This window comes from Erwinia sp. PME.40.26/001, from assembly GCF_055556675.1.
Genome location: NZ_JBVHNP010000001.1, coordinates 658,740 through 682,028, shown reverse-complemented (window position 1 = coordinate 682,028; position 23,289 = coordinate 658,740). Strand labels below are relative to the sequence as shown.

23 protein-coding genes are annotated in these 23,289 nt (G+C 56.4%); 12 read left to right on the top strand and 11 right to left on the bottom strand.

From position 1 onward, the window contains the following. Positions 1-2: 2 nt before the first annotated feature. Together ACZ3HG_RS03495 and ACZ3HG_RS03490 are read right to left on the bottom strand one after the other, a co-directional pair. Positions 3-872: a hypothetical protein gene (locus ACZ3HG_RS03495; protein WP_465331865.1), complete on the bottom strand. Its 870-nt coding sequence runs from the start codon at positions 870-872 to the stop codon at positions 3-5. Between the two features lie 16 nt (positions 873-888). Next, positions 889-2,541: an AAA family ATPase gene (locus ACZ3HG_RS03490; protein ID WP_465331863.1), complete on the bottom strand. Its 1,653-nt coding sequence runs from the start codon at positions 2,539-2,541 to the stop codon at positions 889-891. 38 nt (positions 2,542-2,579) lie between these two features. Here ACZ3HG_RS03490 and tyrR point away from each other — a divergent pair, with 38 nt between their 5' ends. Further along, the gene (gene tyrR, locus ACZ3HG_RS03485; RefSeq protein WP_465331861.1) at positions 2,580-4,145 is read left to right on the top strand and encodes a transcriptional regulator TyrR; all 1,566 of its coding nucleotides are present in this window, start codon (positions 2,580-2,582) and stop codon (positions 4,143-4,145) included. Between the two features lie 55 nt (positions 4,146-4,200). Here tyrR and tpx read toward each other — a convergent pair whose 3' ends face one another. After that, positions 4,201-4,704: a thiol peroxidase gene (gene tpx, locus ACZ3HG_RS03480; RefSeq protein ID WP_191932452.1), complete on the bottom strand. Its 504-nt coding sequence runs from the start codon at positions 4,702-4,704 to the stop codon at positions 4,201-4,203. A gap of 119 nt (positions 4,705-4,823) precedes the next feature. Here tpx and ycjG point away from each other — a divergent pair, with 119 nt between their 5' ends. After that, entirely contained in the window at positions 4,824-5,807 is a 984-nt protein-coding gene (ycjG, locus tag ACZ3HG_RS03475; RefSeq protein WP_191932451.1) for an L-Ala-D/L-Glu epimerase, read from the top strand. On the opposite strand, the gene mpaA is transcribed toward ycjG, so the two are convergent. Further along, positions 5,787-6,494, bottom strand: a complete 708-nt coding sequence (mpaA, locus tag ACZ3HG_RS03470; RefSeq protein ID WP_191935844.1) for a murein tripeptide amidase MpaA — start codon at positions 6,492-6,494, stop codon at positions 5,787-5,789. The two genes, ycjG and mpaA, sit on opposite strands and share 21 nt — an antisense overlap. A 165-nt stretch (positions 6,495-6,659) precedes the next feature. On the opposite strand from mpaA, the gene ACZ3HG_RS03465 reads away from it, so the two are divergent. The 3 genes from ACZ3HG_RS03465 to licT all read left to right on the top strand — a co-directional run bounded on the left by ACZ3HG_RS03465 (position 6,660) and on the right by licT (position 9,745). Then, positions 6,660-8,276 (top strand): peptide ABC transporter substrate-binding protein, encoded by a 1,617-nt coding sequence (locus ACZ3HG_RS03465; RefSeq protein ID WP_191935845.1) that lies wholly within the window; start codon positions 6,660-6,662, stop codon positions 8,274-8,276. An 82-nt stretch (positions 8,277-8,358) separates the two neighbouring features. Then, positions 8,359-8,709 (top strand): hypothetical protein, encoded by a 351-nt coding sequence (locus ACZ3HG_RS03460; protein WP_465331858.1) that lies wholly within the window; start codon positions 8,359-8,361, stop codon positions 8,707-8,709. A gap of 172 nt (positions 8,710-8,881) precedes the next feature. Beyond that, the gene (gene licT, locus ACZ3HG_RS03455; protein WP_191935846.1) at positions 8,882-9,745 is read left to right on the top strand and encodes a BglG family transcription antiterminator LicT; all 864 of its coding nucleotides are present in this window, start codon (positions 8,882-8,884) and stop codon (positions 9,743-9,745) included. Between the two features lie 30 nt (positions 9,746-9,775). Here licT and osmV read toward each other — a convergent pair whose 3' ends face one another. The 4 genes from osmV to ACZ3HG_RS03435 are packed head-to-tail and all read right to left on the bottom strand — an operon-like array spanning position 9,776 to position 13,228. Then, positions 9,776-10,915 carry an osmoprotectant ABC transporter ATP-binding protein OsmV gene (osmV, locus tag ACZ3HG_RS03450; protein ID WP_191932447.1) on the bottom strand — a complete coding sequence of 380 codons (1,140 nt, stop codon included), beginning with the start codon at positions 10,913-10,915 and terminating at the stop codon, positions 9,776-9,778. Further along, positions 10,915-11,562, bottom strand: a complete 648-nt coding sequence (gene osmW / locus ACZ3HG_RS03445) for an osmoprotectant ABC transporter permease OsmW (RefSeq protein WP_191932446.1) — start codon at positions 11,560-11,562, stop codon at positions 10,915-10,917. Before osmW ends, osmV begins: the two co-directional genes overlap by 1 nt. A 9-nt stretch (positions 11,563-11,571) precedes the next feature. Continuing rightward, entirely contained in the window at positions 11,572-12,495 is a 924-nt protein-coding gene (locus ACZ3HG_RS03440; RefSeq protein ID WP_191932445.1) for a glycine betaine ABC transporter substrate-binding protein, read from the bottom strand. A gap of 19 nt (positions 12,496-12,514) precedes the next feature. Then, positions 12,515-13,228 carry an ABC transporter permease gene (locus tag ACZ3HG_RS03435; RefSeq protein WP_465331855.1) on the bottom strand — a complete coding sequence of 238 codons (714 nt, stop codon included), beginning with the start codon at positions 13,226-13,228 and terminating at the stop codon, positions 12,515-12,517. 314 nt (positions 13,229-13,542) lie between these two features. Here ACZ3HG_RS03435 and ACZ3HG_RS03430 point away from each other — a divergent pair, with 314 nt between their 5' ends. Further along, on the top strand, positions 13,543-15,000 hold the full coding sequence (locus ACZ3HG_RS03430) for an MDR family MFS transporter (RefSeq protein WP_191932443.1): 1,458 nt from the start codon (positions 13,543-13,545) through the stop codon (positions 14,998-15,000). Positions 15,001-15,052: 52 nt separating this feature from the next. On the opposite strand, the gene ACZ3HG_RS03425 is transcribed toward ACZ3HG_RS03430, so the two are convergent. After that, positions 15,053-15,349 carry a DUF1161 domain-containing protein gene (locus tag ACZ3HG_RS03425; RefSeq protein WP_191932442.1) on the bottom strand — a complete coding sequence of 99 codons (297 nt, stop codon included), beginning with the start codon at positions 15,347-15,349 and terminating at the stop codon, positions 15,053-15,055. A gap of 52 nt (positions 15,350-15,401) precedes the next feature. After that, on the bottom strand, positions 15,402-15,749 hold the full coding sequence (locus ACZ3HG_RS03420; RefSeq protein WP_191932441.1) for a DUF1283 family protein: 348 nt from the start codon (positions 15,747-15,749) through the stop codon (positions 15,402-15,404). A 138-nt stretch (positions 15,750-15,887) separates the two neighbouring features. Between ACZ3HG_RS03420 and ACZ3HG_RS03415 the strand changes: the two genes are divergently transcribed. Further along, a complete protein-coding gene (locus ACZ3HG_RS03415; protein ID WP_191932440.1) occupies positions 15,888-16,214 on the top strand; it encodes a YnfA family protein in 327 nt (108 codons plus the stop codon). A 22-nt stretch (positions 16,215-16,236) separates the two neighbouring features. Here ACZ3HG_RS03415 and ydfG read toward each other — a convergent pair whose 3' ends face one another. Then, positions 16,237-16,983 carry a bifunctional NADP-dependent 3-hydroxy acid dehydrogenase/3-hydroxypropionate dehydrogenase YdfG gene (gene ydfG, locus ACZ3HG_RS03410; RefSeq protein WP_191932439.1) on the bottom strand — a complete coding sequence of 249 codons (747 nt, stop codon included), beginning with the start codon at positions 16,981-16,983 and terminating at the stop codon, positions 16,237-16,239. Between the two features lie 73 nt (positions 16,984-17,056). On the opposite strand from ydfG, the gene ACZ3HG_RS03405 reads away from it, so the two are divergent. The 5 genes from ACZ3HG_RS03405 to xdhC all read left to right on the top strand — a co-directional run bounded on the left by ACZ3HG_RS03405 (position 17,057) and on the right by xdhC (position 23,263). Next, a complete protein-coding gene (locus tag ACZ3HG_RS03405; protein WP_191932438.1) occupies positions 17,057-17,299 on the top strand; it encodes a hypothetical protein in 243 nt (80 codons plus the stop codon). A gap of 71 nt (positions 17,300-17,370) precedes the next feature. Beyond that, positions 17,371-18,702, top strand: a complete 1,332-nt coding sequence (gene guaD, locus ACZ3HG_RS03400) for a guanine deaminase (protein ID WP_465331851.1) — start codon at positions 17,371-17,373, stop codon at positions 18,700-18,702. Beyond that, entirely contained in the window at positions 18,699-20,144 is a 1,446-nt protein-coding gene (gene xdhA, locus ACZ3HG_RS03395) for a xanthine dehydrogenase small subunit (RefSeq protein WP_465331849.1), read from the top strand. Before guaD ends, xdhA begins: the two co-directional genes overlap by 4 nt. Then, positions 20,134-22,497, top strand: a complete 2,364-nt coding sequence (xdhB, locus tag ACZ3HG_RS03390) for a xanthine dehydrogenase molybdopterin binding subunit (protein WP_465331847.1) — start codon at positions 20,134-20,136, stop codon at positions 22,495-22,497. The genes xdhA and xdhB overlap by 11 nt, the downstream gene beginning before the upstream one ends. Further along, positions 22,490-23,263 (top strand): xanthine dehydrogenase accessory protein XdhC, encoded by a 774-nt coding sequence (gene xdhC / locus ACZ3HG_RS03385; RefSeq protein WP_191932434.1) that lies wholly within the window; start codon positions 22,490-22,492, stop codon positions 23,261-23,263. Before xdhB ends, xdhC begins: the two co-directional genes overlap by 8 nt. Positions 23,264-23,289: the final 26 nt, after the last annotated feature.

Genomic DNA, 23,289 nt, shown 5'->3' with positions numbered 1-23,289 from the left:
GGTCAAGGAATTTTCACAGGTGCAGCAATCTCTTTATGCCAGCGTTGGATAAAATCCTTGGACGCCAGTAATGCGCTATAACAGACCGCATCCCATTGATTAAGGTTTTTATCAGCAATAGAGTCTCGGGTACGAATAAGATGTTTGCACAGCCCTGTTTCGCCCTCGTCCCGATAGAGACTCTGAAAATTTAGGCGATTTGACGTTAGTAATGATGCAGCATTGCTGGCATAAAGTGACTTTATTGCCAGCGTTTCGAAATGATTCTGCACCCTCGATTTTAGCGTTGCTGACCAGTTTGTGGGAGGGTCAACATAATAGATAATACGTACGATAGGATCTTTGACAACCCGCGCAAAAAGCCACTGTTGATTTTCGATATTATCGAAATACGGATTAATCGTTTGTTTTCCTTTCGTCAGCTTTTTTTTGTCACCTTTGGATTTGTTACAGTCTGTGCAGCAGGGATATAAATTAATCGGTGAAATCGCATATTGCGGATAATGTGCTTTGGGTAAGTAGTGGTCGAGTGAATTGACCTTTCTTAACGCACATAGAGGGCAGATATCTTCAGGTGATGATGCTATCAGCGTGTCATAATGTTTTCTGCCAGCCACCAGCGTGACCATCCCATTAGTATACAAATTTTCAAGATCAGCGCCTGAAATACTGCCAAAGACTATTTTTAACACAGGTAATGTATGTAAAGACGCAGTCTCTGCTTTGATATGAAATATTTTATTAAAAAAATTAATGCTGTATGAAATATATGCTTCATTATAAGTCAATTTTTCTCTGAAGGTATTGTTTTCAGAAATGCAGTCTTCATAAACACAGTACAAATCGATGTTAGGTTTTGCTAGTCTGAGCATGTCGGAAATCTCTTTTTTAGTCCATTAAACTCGCAAGAATGGTGATCGCTTCTGATCCCAATTGTCCATTGGTTTCCGCCAAAATACTATCAAACGTTTGGCCCTTGTGAACTTTCTCTTTCAACAGATTGACATAACCACTGTGAGTATTGTCCAGTCCGAACACTAAATGGGTTAATAAAGAGACGTTTTCACCGAAGGTTTCATAGCTGGGTTTAAACGATTTTGTTAAGGTACCTGGACGGCTGAGAACGGTCACACACGAGGCGGGCACTTCCTGCAACACGACTGGAGAGTGGGTGGCCACGAGCGCAACTCCATTCGTTTTAATCAGTAGAAAAGAGAGTGCTCGAACCAGGCTTGACAGCATTGGCGGGTGCAGATGTACCTCTGGTTCATCAAATAGCACAAGACTTTTTTCTTCAATTTTCTCAACCAGTGATGTCAGTGTCAGTAACACAATTTTATGACCCGAACTGAGGCTGTTAAAAAATTGAATGCTGTCATACTGAGATACGGCCTGATATTCGTTGGTCGCGTCATTATTTACCAACTGTGCCAACTTTTGCTGAGTGGTATCATTCCAGTTGAATTGCTGAATAACGTCTAACCACAGTTCTTTTTTTGGTGAATATTTACAGGCCTGGAGGGAAGTAATGAAATCAAATCCCAGTTCATACTTATCATCAGGATAACTTTTTCGATAGAGGTCCACTGCGTCATTCTGCGGGCGGCTTTTATTCAAACCTATATATGAATAATGAATCAGACTCTGTTGATCATGTGAGGGCATATCAAAATTTTCAAATGCGCTAAATGAAACGGCGATAAGATTAGCAAAGATGTTATCACCCAACATTCCTACGCGCATATCCCCTTCTTTAAACCGCAGGCTGCGGGTAATGGCCTTAAGGAAATGGGATTTACCAACGCCATTATTGCCAATGATAGTATGGATATTGGTCGGCGGGAATGACTCCGGAATAACGTTAACAACAAAGTGCACATCGGCAGAGACTGACTCAGAATCACAAGAAAAACGGTAGTGGCTGAGTGCTTGGCGACCATTGATAATGTTGCTGAACTGCCCCAAAATTGTTGATTCCGAAACATAACGCTGTAGTGAATCAGTCATTACTGGCTGCATTTTGTTGAGGCAATAAAATTCAGGATTGAATACCACATCATTAAGAGCGCGCAAAATTTCACCTGAGACCTCCGGTCCCAGTGTCATAAGATTACTGTAGTACTCATCACTCTGGCCCAGACTGTAAAATTCGGCGCCCAGCATCGGGAATGTTTTGCCTGTTGGGGGCCTTTTGCTTTCCAGTAACGGTTCCGGGCAACCAATTTTGACATAGCCAATGTCGTGGTTATTCCTATGGTCGTCGAAATAGGTCAGATAATACTGAGTATTGTATTTTCCCCAGTCATCCCAATTGTCTTTCTTCAGAACAACAGTATTTTGTGGGCGGTAATCTCCGCTTTCACTTCGTTCCATAACTGAAAAGGTCAACATATTGTATTCCATTGCAAAAGAGTAGGGAGTCAAGTCTGTTTTCGGCAGGTAAGAAAAGACCTTTAGGCGTTTGTCTTGTAAAATGGGACGAAGTGTCAACTTTTCATGACAGAACACTTCTGGCCTGACGAGGGATAGCGTATTATCCATCAATACGCTCCGCACGGTGATAATAAAGGTTAAAACGCATGCGTCTTGAAGTCTTTTGCCAGGACCGAATCGGCCTGACCCGCGAACTACTGGATCTGCTGGTTGAACGCCGCATCGATCTGCGCGGTATCGAAATTGCCGCCATTGGCCGCATCTATCTTAATTTCTCCACCATCAGTTTTGAGCAGTTCAGCCAGCTGATGGCGGAGATCCGCCGGATCCCCGGCGTGACTGACGTACGTACCGTCTCCTTCCTGCCTTCCGAGCGCGAACACCGCGCCCTGAGCGCACTGCTGGTGGCGCTGCCGGACCCGGTATTTTCCATTGATCTGAAAAGTAAAGTTGAGCTGGCTAACCCGGCGGCACAAAGCCTTTTCGCGCTCAATGAAGAGAAAATGCGGAACTACAGCGCCGGATCGCTGATCAGCGGGTTTAACTTCCAGCGCTGGCTGGAAAGCGAGCGGATCGCACCCGAAGCCCACCACGTTGTGCTTCAGGGCCGCGACTTCCTGATGGAGGTCACCCCGATCTACGCGGAGGAAGAAGAGGGCGCACTGCCTAACCCCGTTGGCGGCGTGGTGCTGCTCAAGTCCACCGCCCGTATGGGACAACAGTTGCAGAACCTGGCGGTGAACGACGACAGTGAATTCCAGCATATTGTTGCCGTCAGCACGAAAATGCGTCAGGTGGTGGACCAGGCGCGCAAGCTGGCGATGCTGGATGCACCGCTACTGATCGTCGGGGATACCGGCACCGGCAAAGACATGCTGGCGCGGGCCTGCCATCTGCGCAGCGCTAGGGGTAAAAAACCATTCCTGGCGCTGAACTGTGCCTCGCTGCCGGATGATGTCGCGGAAAGTGAACTGTTTGGCCATGCGGCCGGAGCCTATCCGAACGCGCTGGAAGGCAAAAAGGGCTTCTTCGAACAGGCCAGCGGCGGGTCAGTGCTGTTGGATGAGATCGGCGAAATGTCGCCCCGCATGCAGACCAAGCTGCTGCGCTTCCTTAACGACGGTACCTTCCGTCGGGTGGGCGAAGAGCACGAAGTGCATGTTAATGTCAGGGTGATCTGCGCCACGCAGAAAAACCTGATGGAACTGGTGCAGCGCGGGGAGTTCCGTGAGGACCTGTTCTACCGTCTGAATGTGCTGACGCTGAACCTGCCGCCGCTGCGCGACCGTCCGCAGGATATTCTGCCGCTGACCGAAATGTTTGTGGCGCGCTTTGCCGATGAGCAGGGCGTATCCCGTCCGAAACTGTCTGCCCAGCTTAACGCCTTCCTTACCCGCTATACGTGGCCGGGTAACGTGCGTCAGCTGAAAAATGCCCTGTATCGCGCACTGACACAGCTGGATGGTTATGAGCTGCGTCCTCAGGATATCGTCCTTCCGGAATATGCAATGGAGATGCCGCTGGCTGATGACGCAATAGAGGGATCGCTGGACGATATCACCAGTCGTTTTGAGCGGTCGGTGCTGACCCGGCTCTATCTGTCGTATCCCAGTACGCGAAAGCTGGCAAAACGCCTTGGCGTATCCCATACGGCGATTGCCAATAAGCTGCGTGAGTATGGATTGAGTCAGAAAAAAACCGAGGCGGATTAGCGATCGGCAGAAGGGCTGACAGGGGGCAGACTGTGAAAGCAGTCTGCCCTGGACGTTACTTCAGGGATGCCAGAGCGGCATCGTAATCCGGTTCAGTGGTAATTTCATTCACCAGCTGGCTGTAAATAACTTTATCCTGCTCATCCAGCACCACTACGGCACGCGCCGTCAGGCCGGTCAGTGGGCCGTCAACAATAGCAACACCGTAGTCTTTTTTGAACTCGCTGCCGCGCAGGGTAGAGAGCGTCACCACGTTGCTCAGGCCATCAGAGCCGCAGAAGCGTGACTGGGCAAACGGCAGATCGGCAGAAATACACAGCACCACGGCATTATCCACTTCACCGGCGCGCTGATTAAACTTGCGCACGGAGGTGGCGCATACGCCGGTATCGATGCTGGGGAAAATGTTCAGGACTTTACGTTTGCCCGCATAGTGGGACAGAGAGACATCGGAGAGATCTTTGGCCACCAGGGTGAACGGTTTTGCCGCCTGGCCCGGTGCTGGCAGTTGCCCGTCAACGGAAACCGGGTTGCCCTGGAAATGTACGGTCTGAGACATAATCTATCCTTTTAATGTTAATGGTGTTTAACCTGCTTCAGTGTATGCCATGCTGAAGCAGTGAGACAGTATAAATACGACATAATATGCGCCCGCCAAACCAATTGAAGGATTTGAGCATGAGATCGGTAAAAGCCTGGCCGGAAAACTGGCCGTTACATTCGCCGTTTGTGATCGCACGCGGTGCCCGCAGTGACGCGGGCGTGGTGGTGGTTGAGCTGGAAGAGAACGGTATCAAAGCGGTGGGGGAATGTACCCCGTATCCACGCTACGGCGAGAGTGAGGATTCTGTGCTGGCGCAAATCAGCGCGCTGCTGCCAGCGCTGGAGCAGGGGCTGACGCGAGAAGAGCTGCAGCAGCGGCTGCCCGCCGGAGCAGCACGCAATGCTATCGACAGTGCCCTGTGGGGCCTTGAGGTGGCCCGCGATGGCCAGAATCTGTGGCAGCTGACCTCACAGCAGGCACCGGCGCTGATTGAGATTGCACAAACCGTCAGTATCGACGGCCCGGAGATGATGGCCAGCAGCGCGCTGGCGCTGTGGGAGAACGGTGCGCGGCTGCTGAAAATAAAACTGGATCATCATCTGATCACCGAACGTCTTGTGGCCATCCGCAGTGCGGTGCCGGAGGCCACGCTGATCGTCGATGCCAACGAGTCCTGGCAGAGCGAAGGGCTGGCAGCGCGCTGTCAGCTGCTGGCCGATCTTGGCGTCGCGATGCTGGAACAGCCACTCCCTGCCGGGGAAGACGCGGCGCTGGAAAACTTCATTCATCCGCTGCCCATTTGTGCGGATGAAAGCTGCCACACCGTAGAAAGCCTGCCGGCGCTGCGCGGACGCTATGAGATGGTGAATATCAAACTGGACAAAACCGGCGGTCTGACGGCCGCGCTGACGCTGGCGCAGGCCGCAGCAGACCAGGGGTTTGGCATCATGCTTGGCTGTATGCTGTGCACCTCACGCGCCATTCGCGCAGCGTTACCGCTGGTGCCGCAGGCGCGTTTTATTGATCTTGATGGCCCGACCTGGCTGGCGGTGGATGCGGAACCCGCCCTGCCGTTCAGCTGCGGGCGCATCGAGCTGTCACGGCTGCCAGTAGAGTAAATCGACCAGCGCCCCGAGATAGCGTTCGCTGGCCTCATCGGCGGCCACTGGCGGGAATTCCGCCGTAATGCAGGGCAGGCTGATATCCGCACACCAGCTGCCAAACGAACCCGGCGTGGCATAGCCGACGCTGCTGACCAGCGGCAGGCCGGTTTTTGCCGCCAGCCAGTGACCCAGCGGACTGCTATCAGGGTCTTCGATACAGGCCAGCGGCTCATGGAACGTGACAATCCAGGCAGGGGACAGCCGGTGGATCAGCTGGCACAGCGCCGCCGTTTCCGGCTCTGAACCGGCATGTTCCCCGGTGGAGAGCAACACATCGCGCTCATCGGCCACGCTGTTCCAGCGGTACACCGTTTCACCGTGCTGCCAGTTGGCAGCAGGAAAGTTGCGGTTAAGGTCGACCCCACTGGCATTGGCGCGCAGGCCAAGCTGACAGCCATCGGGGTTCACCGCCAGCACCACGTGATGACGACGATGACTGTCCTGTAACGTGCGCATGGCGCAGGAGAGGGTCACCACGGCGGCAGTTTCATCTCCGTGCGTTCCGGCCAGGATCAACCCGCTGTCCTCGCTGGCCAGCGGGGCCGGGAACCAGAGCAGTGGCGCACCCAGCACCGACTGCCCGTACTGTTGCGGGCGGGCATCAAGGCGACCGCGCAGCGGGCGGGGGTGGAATAACGACATGGGCAGGGCTCCGGATAGACTGTTCTGTGCTAAAACTAGCATATTGCCCGGGAAGGTACATCGCCTGGGTGTTGAATAAAAACACTATTTCACCGCATGTCATTTGCGTTACAGTGCCAGCAGTAAGAAAATCCCGCAGTTTTGCTGACAGGTAAGGATCCCGGAATGAGAAAATCCCCCTCTTTTGCGCTGGCCGCTCTGGCGCTGTGTATTGTCTCCACGTCTCGCGCTGCCGATGTTCCGGCGGGCACTGCGCTGGCCGCGCGCCAGGAAATCGTTCGTCACATTAAAGATGAACCCGCCTCGCTCGACCCGGTAAAAGCGGTGGGGCTGCCGGAGATCCCGGTGATCCGTGACCTTTTTGAAGGCTTAACCAATCAGGATGCCAGCGGAAAAATCGTACCGGGCGTCGCTACCACCTGGCAGACCAACGACAATAAGACTTGGATCTTTACGCTGCGCAAAGATGCCCGCTGGTCAAACGGTGACACTGTCACTGCTGCGGACTTTGTTTACAGCTGGCGGCGGCTGGTCGACCCCAAAAATACTTCAACCTTCGCCTGGTTTGCTGAACTGGCGGGCATACAGAATGCCGGGGCCATCGTTAAAGGTGATATGAGCCCGGACAAGCTGGGCGTCAGCGCCATCGATGATACCCATCTGCAGGTCACGCTCGACAGGCCGGTGCCGTATTTTGTCAGCCTCACCGCTAACTTCAGCCTGTTCCCTGTACCTGAAAAGGTTATCGCCACCTATGGCGACCAGTGGACGCGTCCGGGTAATCTGGTGGGTAACGGTGCCTACCAGCTGAACAGCCGGGTGGTAAATGAGAAAGTCGTGCTGGTTCGCAATTCGCACTACTGGGATAACGCGCATACGGTGCTGACCAAAGTGACCTATGTGCCGATCAGTGAAGAGTCCAGTGCCACCAAGCGCTATCGAGCGGGGGATATTGATATCACCGAATCGTTCCCGAAAGAGCTGTATGGCTTGCTGAAAAAACAGATCCCCGGTGAGGTTTACACCCCTGACCAGTTGGGCACCTACTACTATGCGTTTAATACCCGCAAAGGGCCAACGGCTGACGTGCGTGTGCGTCAGGCGCTCTCCTGGTCCATCGACCGCAAAATTATTGCCGAAAAAGTGCTGGGAACCGGAGAAAAACCGGCCTGGCACTTCACGCCTGACGTCACGGCTGGCTTTACGCCGAAAGCCAGCTTTATGCAGCAGCACAGCCAGGAGGAGCTGAACGCTCAGGCGAAAGCCCTGCTGGCCGCGGCGGGTTACGGGCCGACCCATCCGCTTAACCTCACGCTGCTGTATAACACCTCAGAGACGCACAAGAAAATTGCGATTGCCGTCGCCTCAATGTGGAAGAAAAACCTCGGGGTGGACGTGAAGCTGCAAAACCAGGAGTGGAAAACCTATATTGATAGCCGCAACAGCGGCAACTTTGATGTGATCCGCGCGTCCTGGGTCGGGGATTATAATGAGCCGTCCACCTTCCTCAGCCTGCTTACCTCCACCCACAGCGGTAATATCTCCGGCTTCAAGAGTGCAGAGTACGACGCCGTGCTGGCCCAGGCCAGCCGTCAGACGAATGACAAGGCGCGTAACGACGACTATAACCGGGCGGAGCAGATTATCGCCGGACAGGCCCCGATCGCGCCGATTTATCAGTACACCAACGGACGGCTGATCAAGCCGTATGTGAAGGGTTATCCCATCACCAACCCGGAAGATGTCGCCTACAGCCGTACCCTGTATATTTTAAAACACTGACCGTACGTCCGGCGTCATCGCCAGGATAAGCCGCGGCACCGGTTGCTGCTTATGCCATTGAGCCGCGGGGATGTGGTGCATAATGCAGCAACTCAGTTTGACGGTGATGATGATGAAACGATTTGCTCTGCTTGTGTTTGTGGTGATGCTCAGTGGCTGCGCACTGAAACAGTATCCTGCTTCTCCGCCGGTTAGCGCGGTGCAGGCCGATCAGCTCGACTGCCAGGGCGTGCAGCAGCAAATCGCTGAACAGAAAAAAGTGCAGCAGGAAATTGATAAAAAAGGGGAGTTTGATGCCCTGACCGTGGTAGGTGCCGCAATGGACTTTGGCATTGGCAACGGTATAGCCAAACAACAGGCGCAAAAACACGCCACGGAGCGTGAACGGCAGTTGAACGATCTGGCCACCCGCAAATGTTCCCGGCGCGTTTAGGAAACAGATCGTTACAAAGCGCGAGCTCTATCACAGAACGGCAGACCGGTGCTTGAGACCCGCGTATAATACCTTATCGTGTGAACACTGGATTGTTACTGCATTTTAGCAGGCAAAACCTGACCACCGGAGCTCCTCCGGCGGTCAGGTTTTTTTGTTTTCAGGCCGGGAAATGAAAATAGCAAAAGTGTTAAATAATAACGTGGTCATTGTCCATGACGAACAGGGGCATGAACTGGTGGTGATGGGTCGTGGGCTGGCGTTTAAAAAGCGCAGCGGAGAAGAACTCGATCCGGCGCTGGTTGAAAAAACCTTTGCGCTGAAAAGTCAGGAGCTGACCGGGCGTCTGGGCGAACTGCTGTCTGAAATCCCGCTGGAGGTAGTGATTGCCACAGAATGTATCATTGCGCTGGCGCGGGAGCAGCTCGGTAGTCCGCTTCATGACAGTCTGGCTATTGCGCTGACCGATCATGTTAATTTTGCCCTGACCCGGCATCAGCAAAACCTGCCGATCCGTAACGTGCTGCAGTGGGAGATCCGAAGCCTCTATCCGAAGGAGTATGCAATCGGGCTGGCGGCGCTGGATATTATCGAAAAGCGCCTGCAGGTACGACTGCCGGAGGATGAAGCCGGGTTTATTGCCCTGCATCTGGTTAATGCCCAGCTGGGCAGCGAGATGCCCGCTGTGATGCACATCACTAAATTTATGCAGGAGATCCTGCATCTGGTGAAGTACCAGCTACAGCTCGATTATCAGCCCGACTCGCTAAGTTATAACCGCTTTGTCACCCATCTAAAATTTTTCTCGCAGCGGATGCTGGGAAAACGCGGCGTTTATAGCGATGACGAATCGCTGCACGATGTGGTTCGCGATCGTTATCCTGCGGCCTACCGGTGCGTGGACAAAATTGATCGCCATGTGAGAAAGAATTACGACTACGCGCTGGGCAGTGAGGAGCGGATGTTTTTAACAATCCATATTGAGCGTGTCAGGAAGGAGACGCTGGCGCTGGATGATGATAAAGATGAGGCCTGATGGCCTCATCTCCTCACATGCTGTGAAAGTTTACGCCGGGTTCAGCACCCGGCGCGTGCGGCCTGAGCTCAGGTAGTCCGCAATATAGTCCTGGGAAATCTCTCCGCTGTAGCGACCGTCCTCGTCGACAATGGGCATCCACACCATATTGTGTTCATACAGCTTGGACAGCACCACGCGCAGGTTCTCTTCGGCTTTACCGGTGACGGTAAAGTGATGCAGCCTGTCGGCACAGACACCGCTGGCACCGCGCGCCTCGCGGCGTTTAACAAAGCCCAGCGGTCGGCCGTCCTCGTCGACCACCGTAATCGAACGCAAATCGTGATCGTCCATCATGCCGAACGCATCCGCCAGCGGGGTAGACTTTTGCACGGTATGGGTCGGCTGCTGGTCGGTGACATCGCCCGCCTGCACCAGTAACAAACGCTTCAGCGTACGGTCCTGGCCGACGAACGATCCGACAAATTCATTGGCCGGCTTCGCCAGCAGCTCGTCCGGGCTGGCACACTGCACGATCTTTCCCTGACCGAACACGGCAATGCGGTCACCCAGTTTCAGCGCTTCATCAATGTCATGGCTGACCAGCATCACGGTCTTTTTCAGCTGGCGCTGCATATCAAGAAACTCATTCTGGATCACCTCGCGGTTAATCGGGTCGACGGCACCGAACGGCTCATCCATCAGCAGCACCGGTGGATCTGCCGCCAGTGCGCGGATGACGCCGATACGCTGCTGCTGGCCGCCCGACATTTCACGCGGGTAGCGCTGCAGAAACTTATTCGCATCCAGCGCCATCATGCTCATCAGCTCGCTGGCACGCGCCTTACAGCGCTGCTTATCCCAGCCCAGCATGCGCGGCACCACGGTGATGTTCTCTTCAATAGTCATATTCGGGAACAGGCCAATCTGCTGGATGACGTAGCCAATATTACGACGCAGCGTCACGGTATCCAGCCCGCTGGTGTCTTCACCGTTGATGAGGATTTTACCACTGCTGGACGGGATCAGCCGGTTGATCATTTTCAGCGTGGTGGTTTTACCACAGCCGGAAGGGCCGAGCAGTACGCACATCTCACCCTCAGGGACATTTAGGCTGACGTTGTCGACGGCATTAAAGCTGTTGCCGTTTTTCTGCCTGAAGGTTTTGGTGAGATTTTCCAGTTTTATCATTATCGAATCCCCTTAGGTGTCAGTGCTATCTGCAAACGGTGCAGCAGCCAGTCAAGCACGATCGCCAGTAAGCAGATCATTAATGCACCAGCAATCAACATGCGGATATCGCTTCCGCTAATTCCATCCAGCAGCAGCAGGCCAAGACCGCCCGCGCCAATCACCGCTGCGATGGCCATCACGCCGACGTTCATCACCACCGCCGTGCGGATACCGCCAAAAATCACCGGCAGGGCCATAGGAATTTCGACCCAGCGCAGGCGCTGCCAGAAAGTCATCCCAATCCCGCGTCCCGCTTCACGCAGGCCGTCGGGCAGATTTTCCAGCGCCGTGTGGGTGTTGCGCACAATCGGTAACAGAGAATAGAGAAACACCGCTGTGACGGCGGGCAGGACACCAATGCCCTGACCGATCAGTGAAAAAAGCGGGATCATCAGGCCAAACAGGGCGATAGAAGGAATGGTCAGCACAATAGTGGCCAGTCCAAGTACCGGCGTCGCCAGCCATTTAAAACGCACAATCAGAATACCGAGCGGCACGCCCGCAACAATGGCGAAACCGACGGCCAGCGCCACCAGCCACAGGTGCTGAAAGGTGAGGGTGCCGAGATAGCCGGCATTATCAATCATATAATGGATCGTCTCCACGAAGCCTCCTTACAGCATGTTGTGGGATGTCAGGAAATCACGGGCCACCTGCTGAGGCGACTGGTGGTCGATATCCACACGCTTGTTCATTTCAGTGATGGCTTCGTCGGTGATCAGCGGCGACAGCTTATTCAGCGCCGCTTCCAGACCCGGATGATCCCGCAGCGCTTTCTCGGTCACCACCGGAGTCACCGCATAGCTGGGGAAGAAACCTTTGTCATCTTTCAGCACTTTCAGTTCGAAGCCTTTTACCCGGCCGTCGGTGGTATATACCAGTCCGGCGTCAACAAAACCGTCACGAATGGCGTTATACACCAGTCCCGGATCCATCTGGCGGATCTGCGGGCGATCCAGCGGCATATTGTAGGCTTTCTGCAGGGGTTTAAGCCCATCTGAACGTCCGGCAAACTCCAAATCCAGTCCCAGCATCCAGTTGTGGTCAGGGTCGTTTTTACGCACCTGCTCAATTTTCGCCACCAGCTGCGACAGAGTCTCAATGTTTTCGGCTTTCGCACGTTCGGCGGACATCGCAAAGGCGTAAGTGTTGTTCATCGGGGCGGGTTTCAGCCACACCAGCCCCAGCTTTGCATCCAGCTTTTTCACCGTCTGATAGGCCTGCTCTGACGACATGCGCTGAGTGATGTTATTGAAAATAATCAGCGAGGTGCCGGTATACTCCCAGGCCATGTCGACCTGTTTATTGATCATCGCGTTACGGGCAATCACGGTAGCAATATTGGTCTTGGGTTCAACCTCAAAGCCCTGTTTACGCAGATACTGCGTGGTGAGCGCAGATAAAATATGCTGCTCGGTAAAACTCTTGGTGGTCATGACAATAGGCGCGGCAGCGGCCATACCGCTTAACGCCAGTGATGCCGCCAGGGCAAGCGCGCTCGCCTGAAGCCAGCGGGAAAGAAGGGGGGTACCAGCCATAGTCAGCTCCCTGTTATTTTTAAGCCGTATGCGGGCTGAGAAGACGGCCGAGGCCGGCCAGCAATAAATCGAGGATCAGGGCAAAAAGCGCCGTTGCCGTTGCCCCCAGGATCAACGTCGGGAAATCATTGAGGTAGATACCGGGGAAAATCAGCTCACCGTAACTGCTGGCACCAATCAGAAACGCTAGCGGAGCTGTACCCACGTTGATCGCCATCGCCACGCGAATGCCGGATAACATCACGGGCATTGCATTAGGAAGCTCGACCTGACGCAGGCGCTGTCCCCGGGTCATGCCGATACCGTCGGCCGCTTCCAGCAGCGATGACGGTACCGAACAGAGCCCGGCATAGGTGTTACGCACAACCGGCAGCAGTGAGGCGAGGAAGAGGGCAACGATCGCCGGACGGTCACCGATGCCGATCACCACCATCGCCAGCGCCAGTACCGCCAGCGGCGGCAGCGTATTGCCGATGTTAAAGATCTGCATGATGTACTCTGCCCAGCGGCGCGCGCCAGGACGGCTGAGGGCGATACCGCTGGGGATGCCCACCAGCAGCGCAAACAGCATGGACCAGAACACCAGCGTCATATGCTGCTGGCCCAGATAGATCAGATCGACGCGTTTTGCCTTAATGGTTTCAAACCCCAGCCCCCAGACCAGCAGGGCAACGATCGCGGCAATAAAAAGCGCCGCCAGTAAGGCACGCCGTAACAGCGTGGTAGGTTGCATATCAGTGTTCTCCCTGGAACGCGGGTAAGCATTAAAAGTGTTGATCTCATGGGCGATTATCACTTTACCCGGTAAACTAGCCCTCAAATCTATAGCAGCGAAACGGCAGAACTGGCAAATTTTTGGCTGAAAATCAGCAGGATACTTTTTCGCTAAATGTGCCTGCAGCCCTTGATAGCACAGGAAAAATTAACGATGAAAAAAATTCATCGTCAAAAGGTGACACCGTCACAAAAGTAAAAATAAGCACAATTCGGAAACTGCCGTGCGAAATATCATCCACACTTTCAGGCTCTACTTCAGAAAGGGACACCATGTCGGAATCAATTGCTACGCCCGTTAAGTCACGCCACTGGATCCTGATTGCCTCGATGCTGGCCATGTTCATGGCGGCGATTGAAGTGACTATCGTGGCCACCGCGATGCCGACCATCATTGCTGAACTGGGCGGTTTTTCGCAGTTTGGCTGGGTTTTTTCTATCTATCTGCTGACCCAGGCGGTCAGCGTGCCGATTTACGGGCGGCTGGCCGATCTGTGGGGCCGCAAACGCATGTTCTTTATCGGCACCGGGCTGTTTCTTGTCGGGTCTGTGCTGTGCGGGTTCGCCACCCATATGGGCTGGCTGATCCTGTTCCGCGCCTTCCAGGGGTTAGGGGCCGGGGCCATTATGCCGCTGACCTCGACGATTATTGCCGATGTCTATCCGCCCAAAGAGCGGGCTGGCGTTCAGGGATGGCTGTCGAGCGTCTGGGGCGTTGCCGCCATTGTCGGGCCGCTGACCGGAGCCTGGCTGGTACAGCATTTCAACTGGGCACTGATTTTCTGGGTCAACGTGCCCATTGGCATCCTGTCAATGCTGCTGCTGGCGCGCTTCTTCCCGGAGTCGAAAGCGCGCAGCCCGCACCGGCTTAACCTGGCGGGCAGCGCGTGGCTGATGCTGACCGTCAGTGCGCTACTGGTGGCCTTGTTACAGGCTGAGGCGCTTGGTGCTACGCGGGTGGTGGGACTGTTGCTGCTGGCCGTGCTGACCGGGATAGCACTGGTACGGCACGAACGCAGCGCCCGCGAACCGCTGTTCCCGGCGGCGATCTGGCGCAGCCGCACGTTGCTGGCCGGTAACGCGGGCAATCTGATGATTGGGGCGGCCATGATGGGCATCAGTGCCTTTCTGCCGACGTGGATACAGGGGGTTAACGGCGGCACGCCGCTGCAGGCGGGCAGTGCGCTGGCCATGATGTCGATCGGCTGGCCGCTGGCCAGTACCCTCAGTGGCCGACTGATGCAGCGTACTTCTTACCGTTTTACCGCGCTGCTGGGCTCGGTGCTGCTGATCCTCGGTACCGGTCTGCTGCTGACGCTGCACCGTGAAAGTCCGGTGTGGCACGCCGGGCTGTTCGCCTTTGTGATCGGGACGGGAATGGGCATGACCAGCACCACCTTCCTTATTGCCGTGCAGAACACCGCAGACTTCGCCATTCGCGGTATCTGCACCGCATCGATTATGTTTAGCCGCATGCTCGGGTCGGCACTCGGCACTGCGGTGATGGGCGCGGTGCTGAACTACAATTTGCTATTGCGCCTGCCAGACGATACCGATCCGGTGCAGCAGGTGATGTCACACGGCCAGCGGCAGCAGATTGACCCGTCAACGTTGACGGTGATGTTGAATGAAATCGCGCATTCGCTGCACTGGGTGTTTGCCGTTTCGGCCGTTATCGCGGGGATGAGTCTGGTGATTTCGCGCTTTGTTCCGGCAGAAAAGCCGATCTGAAACGGGAGAGGGGGGTGGGCCGGTTTGCCGGTCACCCCGCCGGGGTCATACGTTACTGTGCCGGGGCATCCTGCGAGGTGCCGGCGCTGGCAGGAACGCTGCTGTCAGCATCGTTACCACTGCGCTTATAAACAATTTTCTGCGTGTCGTTTTCACAATGGCCGACAACCTGTCCGCCAGCCTGATCCGCCTGATCGTTAGGAACCACATCCAGCGTAAAGCCAGAGGCGGGAACCCCATTATTAATAATTTTCTGATTAATATCCGCTTTGACCGTTTCGCACGAAGCCTGTACCGCAAGCGGTGCGGCAAAGAGCAGTGCGGTTAATACCCAATTAATGCCTTTCATTTGTTCATCCTTTTTGCATGAAATCTGCGCTAACTATAGCAGGAAAGTCAGCTTATGGCGTAACAGCACGACCGGTACGGCGATCGAGGCAGCGCAGCGTATTAGGCTCCCAGTACGCATTGAGGTTCATGCTCTTTTCACAGCCTTCCTGGGTGTCAAAAGCCTGATCCACCCGGTCAAACTCTTTTTCCACGCGGTTATTCACTTTGCCACGCAGGCGGTGAGTGGCATCCCACTGCTCTTTCTGTTCGCGGGCCTGCTCTTTCGTCAGCGCATTATCGCCATCCTGAATAATCAGGTGGTCAGTGCGCGCCTGGGCAGCGTGCTGAACGGAAAACAGCGCGGTCAGCAGCAGCAACGGCAAAGAGGCCTTAGCCAGACGTTGTTTTACAGTTTTCATGATGTTCGTTTCCTTGTTGGGGAGCATACAGCCACGGCATCTGCACTTGGCAGATCATGTGTTGTAGTATATCACCAGCTTTCGGGCACCCACCAGCCGTGCGGTACCGCCGTTGAACATTAAGAGAGAAAAGTCCCTGTGTTGACCACAACATTACTGTTTTTTGCTACGGCCCTGGCCGAAATTATTGGCTGCTTTCTGCCCTACCTGTGGCTAAAAAAGAATGCGTCTGCCTGGCTGCTGCTGCCTGCAGGACTCAGCCTGATGGTGTTCGTCTGGCTGCTGACGCTGCATCCGGCGGCCAGCGGTCGCGTCTATGCGGCCTATGGCGGCGTGTATGTGGTCACCGCGCTGCTGTGGTTACGTATCGTTGACGGGGTAAAACTTAGCAGCTACGACTGGGTCGGTGCTGCCGTGGCATTTTGCGGCATGCTGATTATTGTCGCGGGGTGGGGACGGGCCTGAAAACAGACCCGGAGAGACTGAATTACGCTTTATGTACCCGCAGACCCGCCTGGCTCTGACCGACCGGCATCATCTCCAGCGCGCTGATATTGACGTGCTTTGGCAGGGTGGCCACCCACCACACGGCCTCGGTCACATCCTCCGGCGTCAGTGGTTCAGTACCGTCATACACACTGTCGGCGCGGCTGTCATCGCCTTTAAAACGGACGTTCGAAAACTCCGTACCACCAACCAGGCCCGGTTCAATATCGGTCACACGCAGTGCGGTGCCGTGCAGGTCGGTGCGCAAGTTAAAGCTGAACTGGCGGACGAACGCCTTGGTGGCACCGTAAACATTGCCGCCCGGATACGGCCAGCTGCCGGCGATAGAGCCGATATTAATGATATGACCGACATTGCGCTCCACCATGCCGGGCAGCAGCGCGCGTGTCATATACACCAGGCCTTTGTTGTTGGTGTCGATCATATCCTCCCAGTCTTCCAGGCTGGCACGCTGTGCAGGCTCAATGCCCAGCGCCAGTCCGGCATTGTTGACCAGAATATCGATGTTGCGCCACGCCGCAGGCAGGGAGGCCACGGCCGCGTCGATGCCCGCACGGTCGCGCACGTCCAGCACCAGCGTGTGAATACTGTCGCCGTATTCTTCTTTCAGCGCATCCAGACGTTCCTGGCGGCGGCCGGTAGCAATCACCTGATGGCCCTGGCTGATAAAGCGGCGGGTAATGCTCTGACCAAATCCAGCGGTCGCCCCGGTAACAAATACAATCATCTCGCTGTTCCTTAACCCGTTTTAGATTTTTCCCACCTTATCATTTCAGGGCAGAGCTGATAAGGCGCTATTGATGGTGACGAATAAGAAAAGCTGCACCAACAGCGTGCAGTCGCCGCCTGGCCTGCCTTATGGCAGTGCGCTACAGGCGGGCAGAATGCGCGGGCCAGGTGTTTTTTACTTCAGAGCAATCGGTTGCCTTTTTAGCAACCGGTTGCGCAACCGTTTTACTCTTTTAAAATGCGCCTTCACTCCTCTTTTTCTTTGTAACCATTTGAATAAAAGAGAAAAATTGAAAACTGGACGAATGGCATAACTCTTGCAAATCTTAAGCGATACGATCCCGCACTGCCGACCCGCATCGCGGCCTGATTTTAAGGAACAGTTATGACACAGCACTATACCCAGGCCATTCGCGCCCGTTTTTTTGATATCACCCGAACGGTGGAAGAACCGCAACAGCTGCCCGAGGCGGCACGCTATTTTGATGATGGCCTGCTGCTGCTGGATGGCGGTACGGTCGTCGGGTTGTGGGACTGGGAGGAGGGCCGTCATCTGCTACAGGACGGCAGGACGCTGCTGGACTGCCGTGACCGGCTGATTGTGCCGGGGTTTGTCGATACGCACATCCATTACCCGCAAACCGAGATGATCGGTGCCTTTGGCGAACAGTTGCTGGAGTGGCTGGATCAGTACACCTTCCCGGTGGAAAGCCAGTATCACTGCCCACAGCACGCCGCCCGCATGTCAGACTTTTTTCTGCAGCAGTTGCTGAGTAACGGCACGACCACCGCGCTGGTCTTTGGCACCGTCCATCCGCAGTCTGTCGAGGCCCTGTTTACCGCCGCCTCAGCGCTGGAGATGCGCTTGATTGCCGGTAAAGTGATGATGGATCGCAACGGCCCGGACGCTCTGATGGAAACGCCGGAGCAGAGCTACCGGCAGACCCGGGAACTGATTGAACGCTGGCACCGTCATGGCCGCCTGGGCTATGCGCTGACGCCGCGTTTTGCCCCGACGTCGTCCCCGGCGCTGCTGGCGAAAGTGCAGCAGCTGCGTGAAGAATTTCCGGACACCTGGCTGCATACGCATCTCAGCGAAAATCCGCAGGAGGTGGCGTGGGTAAAAGCCCTGTTCCCCCAACACAGCGGCTACCTGGATGTGTATCATCAGTATCAGCTGACCGGTAAGCGCAGCGTGTTCGCCCACTGCCTGCATCTGGACGACAGTGAGTGGAACTGTCTGCACCACACCGGCTCGGCGGTGGCCTTCTGTCCGACGTCGAACCTGTTTCTCGGCAGCGGCCTGTTCGACCTGAACACCTGCTGGCATAAAGGGGTCAAAATGGGGATCGGCACTGACGTCGGGGCAGGCACCACCTTTAATCTGCTGCAGACAATGGGCGAGGCGTACAAGGTAGGCCAGCTTCAGCGCTATAAGCTCTCCGCGTGTGAGGCGTTTTACCATGCCACGCTGGGTGGGGCGAGAGCCCTGGATCTGGATGGAAAGATTGGTAATTTCATGCCGGGTAAAGAGGCGGATTTTGTGATGCTCGATCCAGCAGTTTCGCCGCTGCAGCAGATGCGTCACGCCAACAGCCGCGATATCTGGGAGCAACTGTTTGTGCTGATGACCCTGGGCGACGACCGCAATATTGCCGCCACCTGGATCAACGGCCGCTGCGTATGGCAGCGTGACGAGAAGGAGCAGGCCGCATGATCCAGTTCTTACTTAACCAGCGCCTGGTCAGCGAGGACCATATCGACCCCAATACGACGGTGCTGAACTATCTGCGCCAGCATCAGCGCCGCTGCGGCACGAAAGAGGGCTGCGCCTCCGGCGACTGCGGCGCGTGTACCGTGACGCTTGGCCACGTGGAGGGAGGGCGCATGCGTTACCAGACGGTTAACAGCTGCCTGACCTTTGTCAGCCATTTGCAGGGCAAGCAGCTGATCAGCGTGGAAGATCTGCGCCAGCCGGAGGGACTGCACAGCGCACAGCAGGCGATGGTGAACTGCCATGCCTCACAGTGTGGCTTCTGCACTCCCGGATTTGTGATGTCGATTTTTACCCTGCAAAAAAACGGCGGTGAGGTGGAAAACCACCAGATAGAGCAGGCACTGGCCGGTAACCTCTGCCGCTGTACCGGCTACCGGCCCATCGTCGACGCCGCGCGACAGGCCTGCGCTGCAGAGGGGACAGACAGCTTTCAGCAGCAGGAGGCGGCCACCGTGGCGCAACTGCTGTCACTGCACTCCCAGGAGATGCAGGAACTCCGCTGGCAGGGCAACCGCTGCCTGCTGCCGAAAACCATCAAACAGCTCAGTGATGCGTTGCTCGCTCACCCCGGGGCGATGCTGCTGGCCGGCGGTACCGACCTCGCGCTGCAGGTTACACAACGCGGCGAAACCCTGCCGCTGCTGATCGCGGTTGGCCAGATCGATGAGCTGAAGCAGTGCGTCAGTCATGATGACGAGAGGGTGATAGGCGCGGGGGTATCCCTGAGTGCATGCTGGCAATGGCTGGGCGAAGCGATCCCGGCGCTGACGCAGATCCTGGCGCGGTTTGCCTCGCAGCAGATCCGTAACCTCGGTACGCTGGGCGGCAATATCGGTAACGCCTCACCGATTGGTGATATGCCGCCGATGCTGCTGGCGCTGGATGCCTCCCTGATCCTGCAGCAGGGCGACCAGCAGCGTCGCCTGCCGCTGGCGGATTTTTTCCTTAGTTACCGCAAAACGGCACTGCGTGAGGGCGAATTTATCCGGGCGGTGGCGATCCCCCATAGCGCAACGGAAGAGCATTTCCGCGCCTGGAAGGTCTCAAAACGGCGTGAGGACGATATCTCGGCGGTATTTGCCGCCTTTACGCTGGCCACCGATGACGCAGGCCGGGTCAGCCGCGTGCGTATCGCCTTTGGCGGTATGGCGGAAACTCCCCGACGCGCCTTTCACTGTGAACAACAACTGCTGGGGCAGCCGCTGACCGCCGCGACGGTTGAGAACGCCTGCCGCGCCCTGGAGCAGGATTTCCAGCCCCTGAGCGATTTTCGCGCCAGCGCGGCCTACCGCCTGCAGCTGGCAAAAAACCTGCTGCGGCGTTATCACGCCTCAATGAGCGGTGAACTGACTCTGACGGAGGTCTCTGACTATGTCCCATAAACCCCCGGTCGTTATACCGGATGCGCTGGCGCAACAGTTTCAACAGGACACTCCGGGTGGCGTGGGCAAAAGCACCCGCCACGACAGTGCCGCGATGCACGTCAGCGGCGAAGCGCGCTATATCGACGATCGCCTGGAGCTGCCCGGCATGCTGCATCTCTGGCCCCGGCTCAGCGAACATGCTCATGCGCGCATTCTCAGCATTGATGTCGCGCCATGCTATCGTGTTCCGGGCGTAGTTCAGGTGCTGACCTGGCAGGACGTGCCCGGCGAGCTGGATATCGGGCCGCTGGAACCTGGCGATCCGCTGATGGCAAAAGAGATCGTGGAATACGTCGGGCAGATGGTACTGGTGGTGGCGGCAGAGAGTGAACAGGCGGCCCGTCAGGCCGCCGCACTGGCAGTGATAACCTGTCAGCCGCTGACCCCGATCCTGGATGTAAAGCAGGCTCTCGCTCAGGGCAGCTTTGTTCAGCAGCCGCATGTCCACCGGCGCGGAGATGCAGATGCGGCGCTGAAAAAAGCGGTGCATCGCCTGCGCGGAGAGTTTCATATCGGCGGGCAGGAGCACTTTTACCTGGAAACACAGGTGGCGCTGGTGGTGCCGGGTGAAGACCGCGCCCTTCAGGTGTACTCATCCACGCAAAACCCGACCGAGGTGCAAAAGCTCGTAGCGTCGGTGATGGGCCTGACGATGAACAAGGTGACCATCGATATGCGCCGTATGGGCGGGGGATTCGGTGGTAAAGAGACCCAGGCCGCAGGTGTCGCCTGCCTGTGCGCAGTGGCGGCACGCCTGACCGGACGACCGGCCAAAATGCGTCTGTCCCGGCGCGATGACATGCTGACCACCGGCAAGCGGCATCCCTTTTTTGTTCGTTACGAGGTTGGCGTGGATGCCGGGGGCCGTTTTAGCGGGGTAAAAATTGACCTGGCGGGTAACTGCGGCTATTCCCTGGATCTTTCCGGATCGATTGTCGATCGTGCGATGTTTCACGCCGATAATGCCTATTATCTGGGCGATGCGCTGATCACAGGCTACCGCTGCCGCACCAATACGGCCTCCAATACCGCCTATCGCGGCTTTGGTGGCCCGCAGGGCATGGTCGCGATAGAGCAGATTATGGACCATATCGCCCGCGAGCTGGGCCTTGACCCGCTGACGGTGCGCAAACGTAATTACTACGGCAAAGAGACGCGCAACGTCACCCATTATCATCAGACGGTACAGGATAACCTGCTGGATGAGATCACCGCACAGCTTGAGCAGAGCGCAGACTATGCCGCACGACGGGCGGAGATCGCCGCTTTCAACGCGGCCAGCCCGGTGATGAAACGCGGCCTGGCGCTGACTCCGGTAAAATTTGGCATCTCTTTTACCTCCAGTTTTCTCAACCAGGCGGGCGCGCTGCTCCTGATTTACACCGACGGCACGGTGCAGTTGAACCACGGTGGTACGGAGATGGGCCAGGGGCTGAATACCAAAGTGGCGCAGATTGTGGCGGAAGTGCTGCAAATTGACATCGACAGTATTCAGATCACTGCCACCGACACCGGCAAAGTGCCCAATACCTCCCCGACGGCGGCCTCCAGCGGTACCGATCTTAACGGTAAAGCGGCACAGAACGCGGCGGAGATCCTGCGCGACCGTCTGGTCGCCATGCTGTGCAGGCTGCACGCCTGCGAAGCGCAACAGGTGCGATTCAGTAACGGCGTGGTACAGGTCGGTGAAAACTATTTCAGCTTTGCCGAGGTGGCGCAGCTGGCCTGGCTGAATCAGGTACCACTGTCGGCCACCGGGTATTACCGCGTGCCGGGGATCCACTATGACCGCCTGGCCGGGCGCGGTGAGCCATTCTATTACTTTGCGTTTGGCGCAGCCTGTGCGGAGGTGCTGATCGACAGCCTGACCGGCGAGTATCGCCTGCTGCGTACGGACATCCTTCATGACGTCGGTGCCTCGCTCAACCCGGCTATTGATACCGGGCAGGTGGAGGGGGGCTTCGTACAGGGCATGGGTTGGCTGACCACGGAAGAACTGGTGTGGAATGATCAGGGGCGGCTGCTGACCGACGGCCCGGCCAGCTATAAAATTCCAGCCATTGGCGATGTGCCACACGACCTGCGGGTCACGCTGGTCGAAAATCGAAAAAATCCGAAGGACACGGTGTTCCACTCCAAGGCGGTGGGTGAACCGCCATTTATGCTGGGCATTTCGGTCTGGTGTGCATTACAGGATGCGGTGGCCAGCATTGGCGGTTATCGTCAGCACCCGCTGCTGGATGCGCCCGCTACGCCGGAGCGGGTGTTCTGGGGCGCAGAGAAACAGCGTGCAGGAGGCGGGCATGCGTAGCGACGACTGGATCACTATTCTGGCCAATCTGCGCGATCGCGGTGAGCCCTGCGTGCTGCTGACGGTGCTGGACGATCGCGGATCCGTGCCGCGCGATCGCGGCAGCAAGATGGTGGTGTCCGCCACTGCGACCTGGCTGACCATCGGTGGCGGCCATCTGGAACATCAGTCGGTGGCTATTGCGCGCGACATGTTACTCAACGGTCATTCACAGGCGCGCTGCGAACAGTTCAACCTGGGGGCCCGTCTCGGGCAGTGCTGCGGCGGGGTGTGCAGCGTGCTGTTTGAACCGCTGATACAGCCGCAGCCCCAGATCGCCGTGTTTGGTGCCGGACATGTCGGGCAGGCGCTGGTGAGCATTCTGGCTACGTTACCCTGTCACGTTTTCTGGGTCGATGAACGGCCGGAACAGTTTTCACGTGTGCCGGAGGGCGTCACTGTCTGCTGCCCCGAGGATCCGACAGAGCAGGTGAGGCAAATGCCGGCAGGCAGTTACTATGTGGTGATGACGCATCACCATCCGCGCGACCAGCAGCTTTGCGAGGCCATTCTGCGCCGTGACGATGCTGCCTATGTCGGCATGATTGGCTCGGCGACCAAGCGCCAGCGCTTTGAATACCGGCTGGAAGGGAAAGGCTTCAGCCGCGGGCAGATAGATCGCCTGCACTGCCCGATTGGTCTGCCGGAGGTGACGGGCAAGCTGCCCGCTGAAATCGCCGTCGCGGTCGCCGGGGAGATCGTTGCCTGTTATCAACGGCGGCAATGATTTTGCACGACCGTCCTCTGGCGATT